The organism is Synechococcus sp. BSA11S (assembly GCF_014224355.1).
GTDB lineage: Bacteria > Cyanobacteriota > Cyanobacteriia > PCC-6307 > Cyanobiaceae > Regnicoccus_A.
Genome location: NZ_VNWP01000018.1, coordinates 1 through 13725, shown reverse-complemented (window position 1 = coordinate 13725; position 13725 = coordinate 1). Strand labels below are relative to the sequence as shown.

Sequence of the window (13725 nt, the reverse complement as noted above, 5' to 3'; positions counted from 1 at the left end):
GAGTGTCCCTTGTGCAGCCGCAGCCGATGACGGCCACCACCAAGTCCGCTGAAGCCCTCTTCGATCAGGCCATTGGCCGCTACCAGGAGGGCGCAGCGGCCGCCGACGTGCTCGACGACTTCCTGACGATCACGGCCCAGGCCCCCCGCCTCTCGGCCGCCTGGACCTGCCTGGCCTGGCTGCAACTGCTGGAGCAGCAACCCGAAGCGGCGCTCCGCTCGGCCCGGATGGCCGTCAAGCTCAACCCCCAGGACCCCCAGGCGAGGGTCAACCTCTGCCTGGCCATGCTCGAATCGGGCGCCAAAGGGGTGCGTGAGCACATCGATCTGGTGCTGCGCATCACGGCCGTCTCGCCTGAGCTGGCCAGCGAACTGAACGACGCCATGGCCGATGGGCTCAGGCGTCGTCCGGGCTGGCAGGCCCTGGAGAAGGTCAAGGCCTGGCTGCAGGGTTGACCCCTGGTGCTCCCACGCGGTCGGATCGCCCGCGGCGCCTGCTGCTGCTCAGCAACGGCCACGGGGAAGACCTCAGCGGCAGCCTGATCGGGCAGGAATTACGGCAGCGAGGGCAGGAGGTGGTGGCCCTGCCCCTGGTGGGCCATGGCGACGCTTACCACCAGGCCGGACTGCCCGTGCTCGGACGCACCCGGGAATTCAGCACCGGTGGCCTGGGCTACACCAGCCTCGGCGGGCGCCTGACCGAACTGATGCAGGGCCAGGCCACCTACCTGCTCAGCCAGCTGGTGCTGTTCCTGAGGGAGGCCCGGCGCTGCGCGGCGGTGGTGGTGGTCGGCGATGTGATCCCCGTGCTGGCGGCCTGGTGCAGCCGCCGGCCGGTGGTCACCTATCTGGTGGCCTACTCCAGCCACTACGAAGGCCGCCTCCGCCTGCCCTGGCCCTGTGGAAGCTGCCTGCGCAGCCGCCGCTTCCGGCGGGTGTTCAGCCGCGACGCCTTCACCGCCATCGACCTGAGCCACCAGCTGGGGCGGCCGGTGGATTTCCTTGGCAACCCCTTCCTGGATCGAGTCCTGGAGAACGCGCGCCCCCTCGACGACTCCGCTGACGGCACAGCCTGCCCCCGACTCGGGCTGCTGCCGGGCAGCCGGCTGCCGGAGGCCCTGCGCAACTTCGAGCTGATGCTGCAGGTGCTCGCTCGCCTCCCGGACGCCCTGCAAGCCAGAGGCGGCCTCCAGCTTCACGCCGCCCTGGTTGGCGCGATCGACGCCGAGACGGTGGCCAGGATCAGCCGGCCCCTGGGCTGGCGGCCTGAGCCTGGGGGGCGGCTGCGCCGCGAAGGGCTGGAGCTGAACCTGCACTGGGGGCAGTTCCCGGCGGTCGTCCAGCAGGCCGACCTGCTGCTGGCGATGACCGGCACCGCCACCGAACAGGCCGTGGGCCTGGGCAAACCCGTGGTTCAGCTGGCGGGGGGTGGCCCCCAGTTCAGCCCCAATTTCGCCGAGGCCCAACGGCGCCTGCTGGGGCCCTCCCTGTTCAGTGCCGAGGGGGAGCCAGGCTCGGAGCGAAGCCTTAGCGGCAGCGCCGAGCTGGTGGATGACGTGCTGCGCCAGCTCCGGCACACCGACCTGGGGGAGCGCTGCCGTCGCAATGGCATGGAGCGCATCGGTGGTCCCGGCGGTGCCGCCAGGATGGCCGGGCAGATCCTGCAGGCCCTTGATGAACCCTCAGACCCGCTCCAGTGATTCCGGCAGCGCTGAAGCCCTGGCGCCGCGGCTGAAGCGCTGGATCGACACCGTGCTGGTGATGGATGTGTTCCTGGTGATCGCTGGGGCGGTGTGGTTCGGCCTGGCGGTGGCCCTGCACAGCCAGCACGTGGAGGCACCACTGCAGTTGCTGCAGCGGCTCTGGGATCCCCTGTTCACCCCGGCGATCGGCCTGCTGATGGCGGCAGCCCTGGTCAGTGGGCTGCTGGGTTGGTGGCAGCGGCAAGGGCTGCATCGAGATCGGGGTAGCGAAAACTGAACCCCTGGGCCGCCAGGCGCTGGGAGATCACCTGCTGGCCTTCGAGCACCACCGCGGCTCCGTCCCCGAGCATCAACTGCAGCACCGGCGCCGGCACAGGCAGCAGGCTGGGACGTTGCAACACCCGGCCAAGGGCTGCCGAGAACGTCCGCATGCGAACGGGATGGGGGGCCACGGCGTTGTAAACCCCCTCATAGGCTGGGGTCTCGAGGGCGGTGACGATCAGCGCACAGAGGTCGCTGCGGTGAATCCAGCTCATCCACTGGCGGCCGGAGCCGATCGGACCACCCAGTCCTGAGCGGAAGACCGGCAGCATTTTGCCGAGGGCGCCCCCATCAGGACCGAGCACGATCCCGATCCGCAGCTTCACCACCCGGCAGTCGGCTGGGGTGCGATCGGCTGCGGCCTCCCAGTCGCGGCAGAGCCGGGCGAGCAGATCGGCAGCTGAGGGGCTGGATTCGCTGAAGCAGGTCTCTTCGCTGCTGCCGTAGTAACCCACGGCCGAGCCACTCACCAGCACCCGGCCCGGCCTCGGATGGGCCTGCAGTGCCTCCACCAGATGCCTGGTGGTGCCGAGGCGGCTGTCGAACAGCCGGCGGCGCTGCTCCTCACTCCAGCGCTTCTCCGCTATCGGCTCCCCGGCCAGATTCACCACCCCCTCCGCCTCGGCCAGGACCGCAAGAAGATCAGGATCCTGCCAGGTGGCCGCGAGGGCCGGATCGGCCTGGTGGCGGCGCAGGGCCGGGTGCTCCAGCCCCGCCAGGGAGTGACTCTGGCGGCTCACCACCACCAGCTGGTGACCGCGCGCCAGGAGCTGGGGCACCAGCTCGCGCCCCACGAACCCCGTACATCCCAGCAGCAGCAGTCTCACGGGCCCACCCAGCACTGAATTCAGGCCGAGGCTAAGGGGCCCCCCACCCCAGCCGGCAGGGCTTAGCCTTGCTCCAGCGCAGTGCTGACTGTCATGGCCGAGACCAGCGCGGAAGCCGCCCCTCCCAGGACGACTCCGATCAAGAAAGGCACCTTGGTGAAGGTCAGCAGAGCTGCCTACGTGGGCAGTCTCGAAGCGACCGCCAGCGATCCCACCCCCCCCGACTACCTGTTCGAGGGGCCCGGTGAAGTGCTGGCCCTCAACGGCGACTTCGCCCAGTTGCGCTGGCGCCGGCCGGTGCCCGATGTGTGGCTGCGGCTCGATCAGCTCGAAGCCTGCTGAATTCTGCTCGTCTTCGGTCAGAGGTCGAGCCGGCGGCGCTCCTCCTTGAGGCGGCTGCGCCGTTGTTTGGCTTCCCTGAGCATTTCGCGGCCATCGTGGAGATAGCTGTCCACATAGCCCATGGTGTAGCGCTCCAGCTCCTGCAGGGCGTCCTGCACCTGGCTGAGGCAGTGGTAGAGGCTGAGGCTGAATCCACCCGCCTCACTTGGGCAGGGGATCGAGCGATACAGGGTCTCCGCCTTGTCCATCCGGCTCTTGCTCTGCTCCAGATAGGAACAGAATTCCTCCATCAGGGTGTCGTCGTAGGGGTCGGCGGCAAGGGCCCGCCACTGACCGGGGAACGGGTTGATCACCTGAGCCAGCTGGCGATCGATCGGGGCATAGACCCGCTGCAGCCAGCCCAGCAGGACCCCATCAAGCTCCTGGCCTCGCCTGACCGGCACCGGGCTGGCGCTGGGTGACTGGCGGTGGGCCCTGGGACGTCTGCTGAGGTCATAGCGGCGGCGACTGTCGCCGTCGCCCAGCACCGCCCAGGCGGCATTGATGGCCAGAATCGCCGCGTCGTCACCGCCGGCATCGGGATGGTGACGCTTGACCAGGGCGCGATAAGCCGCCTTGATCTCCTCGGCTCCGGCCGTGGAGGCCACCCCCAGCACGGCATAGAAATCGCTGCTGGCCAGGGCTGCCTTCAAGGCCGGAAGTGGTGGCTGACGCCATCATGGCAAGGAGAGCAGCCATGAAAAAGCCCCCTGACGGGGGCAAGGAGGGGTGTGAGGGGTGCTTGCAGTGAAGCAGAGAATCAGAACTTGAAGCTGGTCTGCACGAGACCACCGAAGTTGCTGAAGCTGTTGTCGTCGCCGGTGAGCTGTCCCAGCGGACGGCTCAGGTAGAAGATCGCGGGGGTGACGGCGATGTTGTCGGTGACCTGGAACTTGTACCACCACTCCCAGACGTAGTTGCCATCGGCGGGGGTGGTGCTGCCGGAGTCACTGCTGCCGCGGGAGAGGGCCGTGGCGAAGACAGGCTGACCGACCGCCATGCCGGCGGCATTGCCCTTGGCGAACAGATCACTCCACTGCAGGCCCACGAACCAGCTCTGGCTCGTGGTCACATAGGGCTCAACGAACTCCACCCCCAGGGCATTGTTGCTGTTCCCGGAGAGACTGTTGATCCCCCAGCCGAGGCTGATCGAGGGGATCCAACCACTTTCCTTGGGCTGCCAGTAGGCGTTGGCGGCGAAGTTGTTCGACTCACCATCCACCAGGAACCAGCTGTTGCTGGCCACGAAATTCGTGCCCCGGCGGAAGTTGGTGGCCTTCTGGCCATAGCGGTAGGCCAGCGACACGTTCCACTGGGGGGCTGTGTAGTTCAGCTGGGCCAGGAAGTTGCCACGGGCACAGTCGGTGCCGATGCCGCCTTCGCTGCTGGAGCAGACGTTCTCGTTGCCATCGAAGGCCTGACCGGAGCTTCCCTGCTGAGCGACGTAGCTGGCGGAGGCGCTGAACCGACCACGGCCTTTCTCAACATTCTGCTTCCAGATCACAGCCCCCAGTGCCCCGGTGGCCTTGTTGTAGACGCCCGGAGCACCCCAGAGCTGGAAGACATCCAGAATCTTGTCGCCTCCCCCGGTGCCGTACAAGGAAGGGGTAACGGCCACGGACTCCGTATTACGGGCCTTGGGGCCAAGGATGAACGTGAAATCGCGGCCTACAGGGAAGCGGTAGTAGAGACGGTCGACACCGATGGAATCGGTTCCACCAATGCCGCCACTCGCGACATCAAGGGCGGTGAGATTGACTCCATCACCACTGAAGGCATTATCGAAGTTGCCGGAACGCAGACGGGTGAAGAGGAGGTCCTTGCCGGTGAAGCTGGTTAGAAGCTCCAGCCTTAAATCGTAGTTGAATGTGGTGGCACCGTACTGAGCATTGTACTTTTCAGCAGCATCACGGCTGCCAAAGGTGGGCGACGAACCGAAGACGCCGGCACCGGGACGATCACCACTGGCATTGACAGCTCCCACCACAAAGGTGGCCTTACCCTTGAGTTTGGTGGTGGTGGAGAACTGGGTCGCCTCCAGTTCACCCACCTTGGCCTCGAGGTTGTCGACCCGGCCGCGCAGGATGGCGAGTTCCTTCTCGAACTCCTTGAGCAGACGGCGCAGTTCGTCGGTCACCTCGGTGATCCGATCGAGACAGGCGTTGAGCAGAGCAGCGGCTTCCCAGCGGCTCAGCGGCTTCTTGCCGCGGAAGGTGCCATCGGGGTAGCCGGCGACGCAGCCATAGCGCTCGATCAGGTTCGAGAGCGCCTGATAGGCCCACTCGGTGGGCTGCACATCGGAGAACTGGGTGATGCTTGTCACCTGGTTCTTCGTGTTGCCCGAATACTTCTTGATGTCGTCAAGGTTGAGATCCCCGGCCGAAGCGGCCATGGGGGCTACCAGCCCTAGGACGGCTGGCGCCAGCAGCAGACGCTGAAACACTTTCATTCGATCCTCACACCGATTGAGGGATGGCCCCGAAGGACGCCTAAAGATTTTATCGACGTTGAGGATCAAGCCCTCCAGCCAAGAGCACATGGCTGGGTGTCGACGATCACATCCCAATGGCTCTTCAGAACGACCAGCTCAAAACAAAAAAGCCGTGGCTGGCGCCACGGCTTTTGAGCTAGTCCAGCCAGATCAAGGTGTGTGAGGAGTTGATCTGGTTGGAGAGATCAGCCGAGGCTGATCAAGTGATCAGCCTCGGTCAGAACTTGAAGGTGGTCTTGACCAGGCCACCGAAGTTGTCGAAGGAGTCGCTGTCGTTTTTCTGGAGCTGACCCAGGGGGACGCTCAGGTAGAAGAGAGCCGGGGTGACGGAAATGTTATCGGTCACCTGGAACTTGTACCACCACTCCCAGGCATAGTTGCCGTCGTTGGCCTCGAGGATGTCGTCGTCACCCGACTTGGTGAAGAAGGTGGGCTGACCCACGGCCATGCCGAAGTCGTTGCCCTTGATGAAGACATCAGACCACTGGAGACCCACGTACCAGGACTGGGTCTGTGCACCGTCAATCTCATCGAAATTGTCGGAGCTGTGGGCGTTGAGGCCCCAGCCGGTGCTGATCGAGGGGAGCCAGCCGGAGTTGGAGGGCTGCCAGTAGCCGCTGATGCCAACGGAATTCACGCTATCGGAGAGGGCATACCCGAGGTTGGCCAGGGGGGTGCCGTTACCGCCATAGAGACCGGCCTGACCGCCCTCGGGAGTGAGGTAGGTGTAGGCGGCGGCGATGCCGAAGTTGTCGTTGTTCCAGGCGATCTGAGCGGTGCCGCTCTGGGCGGATCCATCGGTGCCGATGCCACCGTCATTGGGGTTACCCAGGTTGCCGTTGGCGGCCACGTAGTTGGCGCTGACGCTGAAGCCGCCGCTCTTCCACCAGATACCACCACCTGAGCCAAGGGTCAGGGGATAGGTGCCGGGAGCACCGCCGTAGGTGAAGATGTCGAGGACGGTGTCAGAGGGGTACACGCTGGGCCAGAAGGCCAGCATGTCGTCCTGACGGACCTTGCCGCCGATGGTGGCGGTGAAGCTCTTGCCCAGGGGGAACTGGTAGAAGAGACGGTTGACTTCGACGGAATCAGCACCGCTGCCACCCTCGAAGGCCACCTCGAAGGCGTTCAGGCCCACCAGGTTGTCGGGATTGGCGGCACCCCAGGGGCTACCCCCGTAGTTGCCGGCACGCAGACGGGTGCGCAGCAGGTCCTTGCCGGTGAAGCTGGTGTCGAGGTAGAGGTCGAGGTTGTAGTTGAAGGCAGTGGCACCCTGCTGAAACGCAGCGGCATCAGCGAACTTCTCACCAGGGAACACTTTGCGATCCAGGAAGCTGCCACGCTCTCCACGGTCTGTGCTTCCAAGAGCGAGGGACTCGGCGATGCTGGCGCGAGCGTCACCGTTGTAGCTGTTGGCGCCGATGGTGAAGGTGGCCACACCACGCAGCTTGGTGGTGGTGGAGAACTGGTTGGCCTCCAGCTCACCGACCTTGGCCTCGAGGTTGTCGACCCGGCCGCGCAGGATGGCGAGTTCCTTCTCGAACTCCTTCATCAGCCGGCGCAGTTCGTCGGTCACCTCGGTGATCCGATCGAGACAGGCGTTGAGCAGAGCAGCGGCTTCCCAGCGGCTCAGCGGCTTCTTGCCGCGGAAGGTGCCATCGGGGTAGCCAGCGACGCAGCCATAGCGCTCGATCAGGTTCGAGAGCGCCTGGTAGGCCCACTCGGTGGGCTGCACGTCGGAGAACTGGGTGATGCTGGTGACCTGGTCCTCGGAGGCGGCGTACTGGTTGATGCCGTCGAGGTTCATTTCGCCTGCGGTGGCGGCCACGGGGGCCATCAGTCCGAGGGCGACAGGTGCCAGCAGGAGTTGCCGGAAGAATTTCATTGGGTCCTCACACAAGTTGGCGCGATGCGCCTGCATGAAGAATCACCCCCAGCCCTGCGGGCAGCCCGTGCAGGTGTGACAGAACGCACAACGGCTACGGGGAGGGCAGCTGGTCCACACTGGCCTGAACCGCCGCCAAGGCCCTGAACATCCGGTCCCAACGCCCCTGGCTGTGGTGGCTGGCCCTGGCGGCCCTTTGGCTGGCGGGCACACTGGCCGACAGGCTCTGGCTTCATCTCGACCAGCGGCTGCCGGCCTGGGATCAAGCCGACTACCTCAACAGTGCCGTGGACCACGGCCGTGCCCTGGGACTGATTCCCGGCGGGGGCTGGCGGGGCTGGCAGGCCCTGCTCGACCTCTCCCCCAAGGTGCCGCCACTGGCGAGCCTGGTGAATGGCACGGTGATCGCCCTGGCAGGCGACAGCCCCGATCAGGCGAGTGCCGCCCTGGCGCTCTGGCAGGGGTTGCTTCTGGTCAGCGTCGCCTGCTGGGGTCGCCAGCTGGTGTCACCGGGGTTCGGCCTGCTGGCGGCAGCTCTCACCAGCACCACTCCGGCCTTGCTGAGCCTGCGGACCGATTTCACCCTGGATCTGCCCCTGGCCTCCACCAGTGTGCTGGCCCTCTGGCTGCTGGGGCGCTGGGCTGCACCAGACCCCAGGGGCGGACGCTGGAGTCAGGCCACCGCCGCCGCGCTGGCGTTGGCGGCGGCCGTTCTCGTGAAGCAGAGCGCCCTGCTTGTCGTGCTGCTGCCGGCCCTCTGGGTGGCAGCCCGGGCGATGGGGCGGCGGCAACGGCGCTGGCAGGCCCTCTCCGCCCTGGTGGTGGTGCTGAGCCTGGTACTCCCCTGGCTGCAGCACAACTGGATCACCACGATCGGAGGCACCAATCGAGCGGTGGTGGAATCAGCGGCCCAGGAGGGTGACCCGCCGCCGTTCAGCCTGGCCGGCCTGCTCTGGTATCCGAGGCTCTTGCCCCAGCAGCTGGGGCTGGTCAATGGCCTGCCGGCCCTGGTGGGCGGGCTGTTGGCGATCATCAACGCCTGGGAATCCCGCTGGGACAAGGGCTCGGGCGGCCGGGGCTGGGGCTGGTTGATCGGTTGCAGCCTCAGTGGCTGGCTGCTCACGACCCTCAGCCCCAACAAGGACCCCCGCTACATCACGCCGGTGCTGCCCCTGCTGGTGCTGATCCTGAGCCGGGGCTGGTGGCAACTGGGGCTGGCCCTGCAAAGGCGTGGCTGGGGGCACGCCTGTGGCGGCGCTCTGGGCCTGGCCCTGGTGGCCAGCGCCGGCGGCGCGATGGCGGCCCAGGCCAGGGAAATCCGCTGGCAGCCCCGGTCCCCCCTGCCTGAGGCGGTGGATGCCATGCGCCAGCAGGTGGGGGATCAGGCCCACACCCTGGTGATGCTCCCCAATGCCGCGGAGCTCAATGAGCACACCGCTACGGTGCTTGGACGGGCCCGTGGAGGTCAGATCGTGGCGCGGCAGCTCGGGCGGAAGTCCAGGGAGCGTCAGCTGGTGCTGGATCAGGCGGAGTGGGTTCTGCTCACCACCGGTGAGGCCGGCATGCGGCGGGAGGCCTCCCGGGAGTTGGCCGGCGCGATCCGCCAGGACCCCCGCTTCCGGCTGGTGGGCCGCTGGCCCTGGAGCGACGGAGAGCCGGTGGAGCTCTGGACCCGCCGCCAGCCCGTGGCGGACTCGGCCCGCTTCGATCGCCGGTTCATCGCGCTGGCCTCGGGCCTGAGGCGAGGTCCGGCAGGTCTCGCTCCGGTGTTCGAGGCCATCGGGCCCCAGCACCAGCTCGACGGTCACTGGCAGTACCAGCAACGGGTGAAAAGCTGGGCCGAGCAGCGCCTGCGCGCGGATCCAGACGATCGTGAGTCACTCTGGACCCTTGCACTGCTGGCGGTGCTCCGCAACCGACCACACCAGGCGGAGCGTTGGTTCGCCCGCCTCCAGACCCTGGAGCCGGCGAACCCCTGGCCGGTGGCCTACCGCAGCGTGGTGCTGCTGGCCGGCTGGAACCCCTGGGGAGCCCACGCCGTGGCCAGCGCTGCGGCCCCGCGCCATCGTGAGCCGGTGCTGGACGCCCTCTCCGACGTGAGCGGCGCCCTGATGGCCAATCCCTTCAGCCTGCAGCGGGCCATCGGTTCGGTTCCCGATGCCACCCGCCGCGTGACCAGTCTGCTGAAGAAGGAGCGCTGATGAGAGTCAGCCGCGCCCTGCTCGGGCTCTGGGCCGTGGCCCTGCTGCTGGCCCTGGCCGGGCTGGGCAATCTGCCCCTGCGCGACTGGGATGAAGGGATCGTGGCCCGGGTGGCCTTCGAGATCAGCCAGGCGTCGTGGCCAGACACTCTTCTGCCGACGTTTTGGGGATCCACCTATCTCAACAAGCCTCCGGGACTGCACTGGCTGATCGCCGGCGTGATCCAGCTCTGGCAGGGCCTCGGGGGCGGGGCCAGCGCACGCCCTCCCGACTGGGTGATCCGGCTCGCGCCGGCGCTGGTCTCCAGTCTGCTGGTGCCGTTGATCGGGGCGATTCAGCTGCGGCTGCGGCCCAGGCAACCCCTGGCGGCCGTTGGTGCGGCGGCGATCGCCCTGACCCTGATGCCCCTGGCTCGCCACGGCCGGTTGGCCATGCTCGATGGAGCCCAGCTGAGTGCCATGGCCCTGCTCTGGCTGGGTCTGCTGCTGGCCACGCCCAGGCCTCGCAGAGCCCTGGCTGGCGGTCTGATCGCGGGAGCCGCGGGCAGCGCACTGTTGCTGCTCAAGGCACCTGTGGTGCTTCCGGTGCTGGCCACGGGTCTGGTGCTGCGTTGGCTCGATCGCGATCTGGATCGGCAGGCCTGGATGCGGTTGGCGCTGGGGCTGGCCCTTGGGCTCTCGGTGGGTCTGGCCTGGCACGGCTGGCATGGCCTGCAGCGGGGAGAGGAGGCCCTGCTGATGTGGGGCGGCCAGGGGCTGCTGCGCTTCACCTCCACGGTGGAGGAGCACCATGGCAGTCCGCTTGAGCCCCTGCTGGAGGTGCTGGAAGGCGGTTGGCCCTGGCTCCCCCTCTGGCCCATCGGCCTGGGCCTGGCCTGGGGTGAGAGGCGCCATCAGGCCGGGCGCTGGAGCCTGGGCCTCACCCTGGCCGCCAGCCTCACGGTGCTGCCGATGAAGACCCAGCTGCCCTGGTACAGCCTCCTGCTCTGGCCGCCCTTCTGTCTGATCTGCGGGCCGGTGCTGGCACGGCTGGTGGACAGCGGCCCAAGGCCAAGGGGGTTGCTGGGGCGGCTGCCCTGGTTCTGGGCTCTGCTGGGGGGAGTGTTGCTGCTGGCCTTCCTGCTGGCCTCGCTGCCGATCCCCTGGCTCGTCGGGCAGGACCCTTGGCTCAGCAGCGCCCGCTGGTTGCCCCTGCCCGCAGGGCTTGGGTTGCTGCTGGGGGGGATCAACCTGGTGCGGCAGTCCCCGGCACGGCGTCGGCTGGGGCTGGGGCTGCTGCTGCTCGGGTGGTGCACCTCGTTGCTGCTGTTCTTCCTGAGCCCGTTCTGGAACTGGGAATTGAATGAAACGTCATCGGTGCTGCCGCCGGCGGAGCTGGCCCGACAGGCCGGAAAGCCCGGCGCCGCCGGCGACCTGCCGATCCACATGCCTGAGCGCCAGGGTCAGCGGCCCAGCCTTCGCTGGTACGCCGAGCAGGAGATCTTCAATCTTCCCGACAGCCCTGGGGACCACTGGCCCAGCCGCTTCAGGGTGCTGCTGCGCCGTGGCGACGGCCACGGGACAGTGGAACCTGGCAACCCCGGACGCCTGCGGCTTCAGGATTCCACCTGTGACCTGGAGGCTCTCGGTGACGACAACTGGCAACGCTGGCTCTGCGAAGGACCAGCCAAGGACCCTGCCAACCCGGCCCGCTGAGCAGAAGCAGGCCGAGCGGGCCGTGCTGTTGGCGGCTGCCCTGTTCGCGCTGGTGGGGCTGCTGCTGCAGTGGTGGCGGCTGCAGGTGCTCACCGCTTCCTACGACCAGGGAATTTTCCTGCAGACGATCTGGAGCGGACTGCACGGCCATCCCTTCGAGAGCACCCTCTCCTCCCAGCTCTCCACCAACGTGATCCACGCCGGGGAACCTCCCTCCCTGGGATATCACCGTCTGGGGCAACACTTCACGCCGGCCCTGCTGCTGTGGGTGCCCCTGGTGGGGCTGCTGGGGATCTGGGCGCTGCCGCTGGTGCAGGTGGGTCTGATGACGGCCGCGGGGCTGGTGCTGCACCGGATCGCCCGGGAACGGCTGGAGGATCCCTGGCTGGCCGCCTTCCTGGCCTGCAGCTTCTACGGCGCCAATGCGGTGATTGGCCCCACCTGGGGGAACTTCACCGACCTCTGCCAGCTGCCGCTGGCCTTCCTGGCGCTCTGGTTCGGGCTGCAGCGGCGCCGCTGGTGGCTGGTGGCCGTGGCTGCCCTGGCGGTGCCGATGATCCGGGAGGACACCGGTGTGCTGCTGCTGGGGGTCAGCCTCTGGATCCTGGTGCGCCAGCGCCGGCAGTGGGCCCTGGCCCTGGGACTGGCCACGCTCGGCCTGGGCTGGGTGCTGCTGGTGACCAACGTGTTGATGCCGCTGTTCAGCGACGACAACTCCCGCCGTTTCATGGTGGAGAACTTCGGCCAGTACATCGGTGACGCCGAGCAGGCCAGCAGCCTTGAGGTGCTGCTCAAGGCCCTGCGCCAGCCCCTGGTGGTTCTGCGCGAACTGATCTGGCCCCCTTCAGAGACCTTGCGCTACCTGCTGGCCCAGGGACTGCCCCTGATGCTGGTGCCGCTGATCAGCCTCGACAGTTGGCTGCTGATGGGCGTGCCCCTTCTGGGCCTGTTGCTGGCGCAGGGGTCGAACAACCCCCTCTCGATCAACCTCCGCTACGCGCTGCTTGTGGTGCCCGGACTGTTCGCAGGGGCCATCGAATGGTGGCGACGCCACCCCCAGGCCTTCGCGAGGCGGCGGCTGCGGCGGCTCTGGATCGGTTGCATCGGACTCTCCCTGCTGTTCACCCTGCTGGCCAACCCCAACCGCAGCCTCTCATTTCTGATTCCCGACAGCGTCGAGCCCTGGGTTTACAGCTCCCCAGCGCGCCAGTGGAGCCACGGGGTCAGTGCCCGAGAGCTTGTGAGCCTGATTCCCGAGGGTGCCAGTGTGGCCGCCAACACCCCCCTGATTCCCCATCTGGCCCAGCGACCGGTGCTGATCCGCTTTCCGAACGGTGTGATCTACAGGGATCGCCAGGGCGGCAACAGAGTCGTCGACTGGATCGCCGTGGATCTTGATTGGCTGCGTCGCTACGGAGTGGCTTTTTTCAGCGATCGCAGAGCTCTGGAGAGCAGCCTCGAGGCACTGGCCTCCTTGCCTGAGGACTATGGCGTGCAGGCCTTCGACGATGGAGTGGTGCTCCTGCAACGGAACCAGCCCGATGTGGAGCCGGCACGGCGGCAGCTGCAGGAGCTGATCAACTCGATCCGGCGCCAGCTCGAGCGCTGAGCCGGTTGAAAGAACGATGCCCCCGTCGCCGGCTCTGGAGAGCGCGGCCACGGGGGCGTTCGCCGGGTCCGCTCTGGCGCGGAACCGATTGATCAGGAAACTGGCGCCGAAATCAGCCGGCGTTCTCCGCGATCAGCAGACCCTGGGTCATGGAACTGTGGCTCACGGGCACCTCCTCCTTGGGGGGATAAGGCCAGCCGGTGTCGTCTTCGGAGCGAGCTCTTCCGGCACAAGTCCTTCCGGGCTGCTCCACGGCACTGCTGACGGAACAGGACGAATCTAGGGGAATTGCAGAGGGCAGTGAGAGCCTGTCAGCTCGAAAGCACAGCGATCGCCTCTGGCTGTGGAGGCGGCGGCTGAAGGACGTGGGCCGGCCACAAAAAAGGCGCCCCGAAGGGCACCTTGCTGAGCAATCTGAGGACTGCCAAGGGGATCCAGAGGCCACAACGGGCCAGTGGGCCCATCCAGGGATCAGAGAGCGTTGCCCCGGGGCAGAACCTCTTCAGGGAAGACGAAGTTTTCATGCGGCTGGTCGGCCGGTGCCATCCAGGCACGCAGACCTTCGTTCAGAAGAATGTTCTTCGTGTAGAAGGTCTCGAATTCGGGGTCCTCAG

The 13725-nt window shown here is 67.1% G+C and carries 12 protein-coding genes and 1 pseudogene; 7 read left to right on the top strand and 6 right to left on the bottom strand.

The window, feature by feature from the left end:
• Nucleotides 1–26 precede the first annotated feature (26 nt).
• The 3 genes from FPZ61_RS13195 to FPZ61_RS13185 are packed head-to-tail and all read left to right on the top strand — an operon-like array spanning nt 27 to nt 1979.
• Nucleotides 27–455 (top strand): tetratricopeptide repeat protein, encoded by a 429-nt coding sequence (locus FPZ61_RS13195; protein ID WP_185467050.1) that lies wholly within the window; start codon nt 27–29, stop codon nt 453–455.
• Nucleotides 452–1699: a lipid-A-disaccharide synthase-related protein gene (locus FPZ61_RS13190; RefSeq protein WP_185467049.1), complete on the top strand. Its 1248-nt coding sequence runs from the start codon at nt 452–454 to the stop codon at nt 1697–1699. Before FPZ61_RS13195 ends, FPZ61_RS13190 begins: the two co-directional genes overlap by 4 nt.
• Complete coding sequence (locus FPZ61_RS13185) at nt 1674–1979, top strand: hypothetical protein (protein ID WP_185467048.1); 306 nt, start codon at nt 1674–1676, stop codon at nt 1977–1979. Before FPZ61_RS13190 ends, FPZ61_RS13185 begins: the two co-directional genes overlap by 26 nt.
• On the opposite strand, the gene FPZ61_RS13180 is transcribed toward FPZ61_RS13185, so the two are convergent.
• Nucleotides 1915–2850, bottom strand: a complete 936-nt coding sequence (locus FPZ61_RS13180; protein WP_185467047.1) for a TIGR01777 family oxidoreductase — start codon at nt 2848–2850, stop codon at nt 1915–1917. The two genes, FPZ61_RS13185 and FPZ61_RS13180, sit on opposite strands and share 65 nt — an antisense overlap.
• A gap of 93 nt (nt 2851–2943) precedes the next feature.
• Here FPZ61_RS13180 and FPZ61_RS13175 point away from each other — a divergent pair, with 93 nt between their 5' ends.
• A complete protein-coding gene (locus FPZ61_RS13175) occupies nt 2944–3192 on the top strand; it encodes an NAD(P)H-quinone oxidoreductase subunit O (protein ID WP_185467046.1) in 249 nt (82 codons plus the stop codon).
• A gap of 17 nt (nt 3193–3209) precedes the next feature.
• On the opposite strand, the gene FPZ61_RS13170 is transcribed toward FPZ61_RS13175, so the two are convergent.
• From FPZ61_RS13170 to FPZ61_RS13160, 3 genes are all read right to left on the bottom strand, one after another.
• A complete protein-coding gene (locus tag FPZ61_RS13170; RefSeq protein ID WP_185467045.1) occupies nt 3210–3884 on the bottom strand; it encodes a J domain-containing protein in 675 nt (224 codons plus the stop codon).
• A gap of 107 nt (nt 3885–3991) precedes the next feature.
• Nucleotides 3992–5680 (bottom strand): iron uptake porin, encoded by a 1689-nt coding sequence (locus FPZ61_RS13165; protein ID WP_185467044.1) that lies wholly within the window; start codon nt 5678–5680, stop codon nt 3992–3994.
• Nucleotides 5681–5939: 259 nt separating this feature from the next.
• Nucleotides 5940–7607: an iron uptake porin gene (locus tag FPZ61_RS13160; RefSeq protein ID WP_185467043.1), complete on the bottom strand. Its 1668-nt coding sequence runs from the start codon at nt 7605–7607 to the stop codon at nt 5940–5942.
• 287 nt (nt 7608–7894) lie between these two features.
• Here FPZ61_RS13160 and FPZ61_RS13155 point away from each other — a divergent pair, with 287 nt between their 5' ends.
• From FPZ61_RS13155 to FPZ61_RS13145, 3 genes are read left to right on the top strand one after another with little or no spacing between them, the layout of a single operon-like run.
• Nucleotides 7895–9808 (top strand): glycosyltransferase family 39 protein, encoded by a 1914-nt coding sequence (locus tag FPZ61_RS13155; protein ID WP_370593463.1) that lies wholly within the window; start codon nt 7895–7897, stop codon nt 9806–9808.
• Nucleotides 9808–11502 (top strand): glycosyltransferase family 39 protein, encoded by a 1695-nt coding sequence (locus FPZ61_RS13150; RefSeq protein WP_185467042.1) that lies wholly within the window; start codon nt 9808–9810, stop codon nt 11500–11502. The genes FPZ61_RS13155 and FPZ61_RS13150 overlap by 1 nt, the downstream gene beginning before the upstream one ends.
• Nucleotides 11435–13111, top strand: coding sequence for a DUF2079 domain-containing protein (locus FPZ61_RS13145; protein ID WP_370593462.1), 1677 nt, complete (start codon nt 11435–11437; stop codon nt 13109–13111). Before FPZ61_RS13150 ends, FPZ61_RS13145 begins: the two co-directional genes overlap by 68 nt.
• 112 nt (nt 13112–13223) lie before the next feature.
• Here the strand turns inward: FPZ61_RS13145 and FPZ61_RS13140 are convergent, their stop codons facing one another.
• Nucleotides 13224–13364: a hypothetical protein gene (locus FPZ61_RS13140; protein ID WP_185474860.1), complete on the bottom strand. Its 141-nt coding sequence runs from the start codon at nt 13362–13364 to the stop codon at nt 13224–13226.
• A 218-nt stretch (nt 13365–13582) separates the two neighbouring features.
• A pseudogene (locus FPZ61_RS13135) lies at nt 13583–13725 on the bottom strand (photosystem II D2 protein (photosystem q(a) protein)); the annotation flags it as partial.

Excerpts from the sequence above, each read along its gene's own strand:
- FPZ61_RS13195 (WP_185467050.1), top strand. The coding sequence starts at position 27 with ATGACGGCCACCACCAAGTCCGCTGAAGCCCTCTTCGATCAGGCCATT.
- FPZ61_RS13185 (WP_185467048.1), top strand. The coding sequence starts at position 1,674 with ATGAACCCTCAGACCCGCTCCAGTGATTCCGGCAGCGCTGAAGCCCTG.
- FPZ61_RS13175 (WP_185467046.1), top strand. The coding sequence starts at position 2,944 with ATGGCCGAGACCAGCGCGGAAGCCGCCCCTCCCAGGACGACTCCGATC.
- FPZ61_RS13165 (WP_185467044.1), bottom strand. The coding sequence starts at position 5,680 with ATGAAAGTGTTTCAGCGTCTGCTGCTGGCGCCAGCCGTCCTAGGGCTG.
- FPZ61_RS13160 (WP_185467043.1), bottom strand. The coding sequence starts at position 7,607 with ATGAAATTCTTCCGGCAACTCCTGCTGGCACCTGTCGCCCTCGGACTG.
- FPZ61_RS13150 (WP_185467042.1), top strand. The coding sequence starts at position 9,808 with ATGAGAGTCAGCCGCGCCCTGCTCGGGCTCTGGGCCGTGGCCCTGCTG.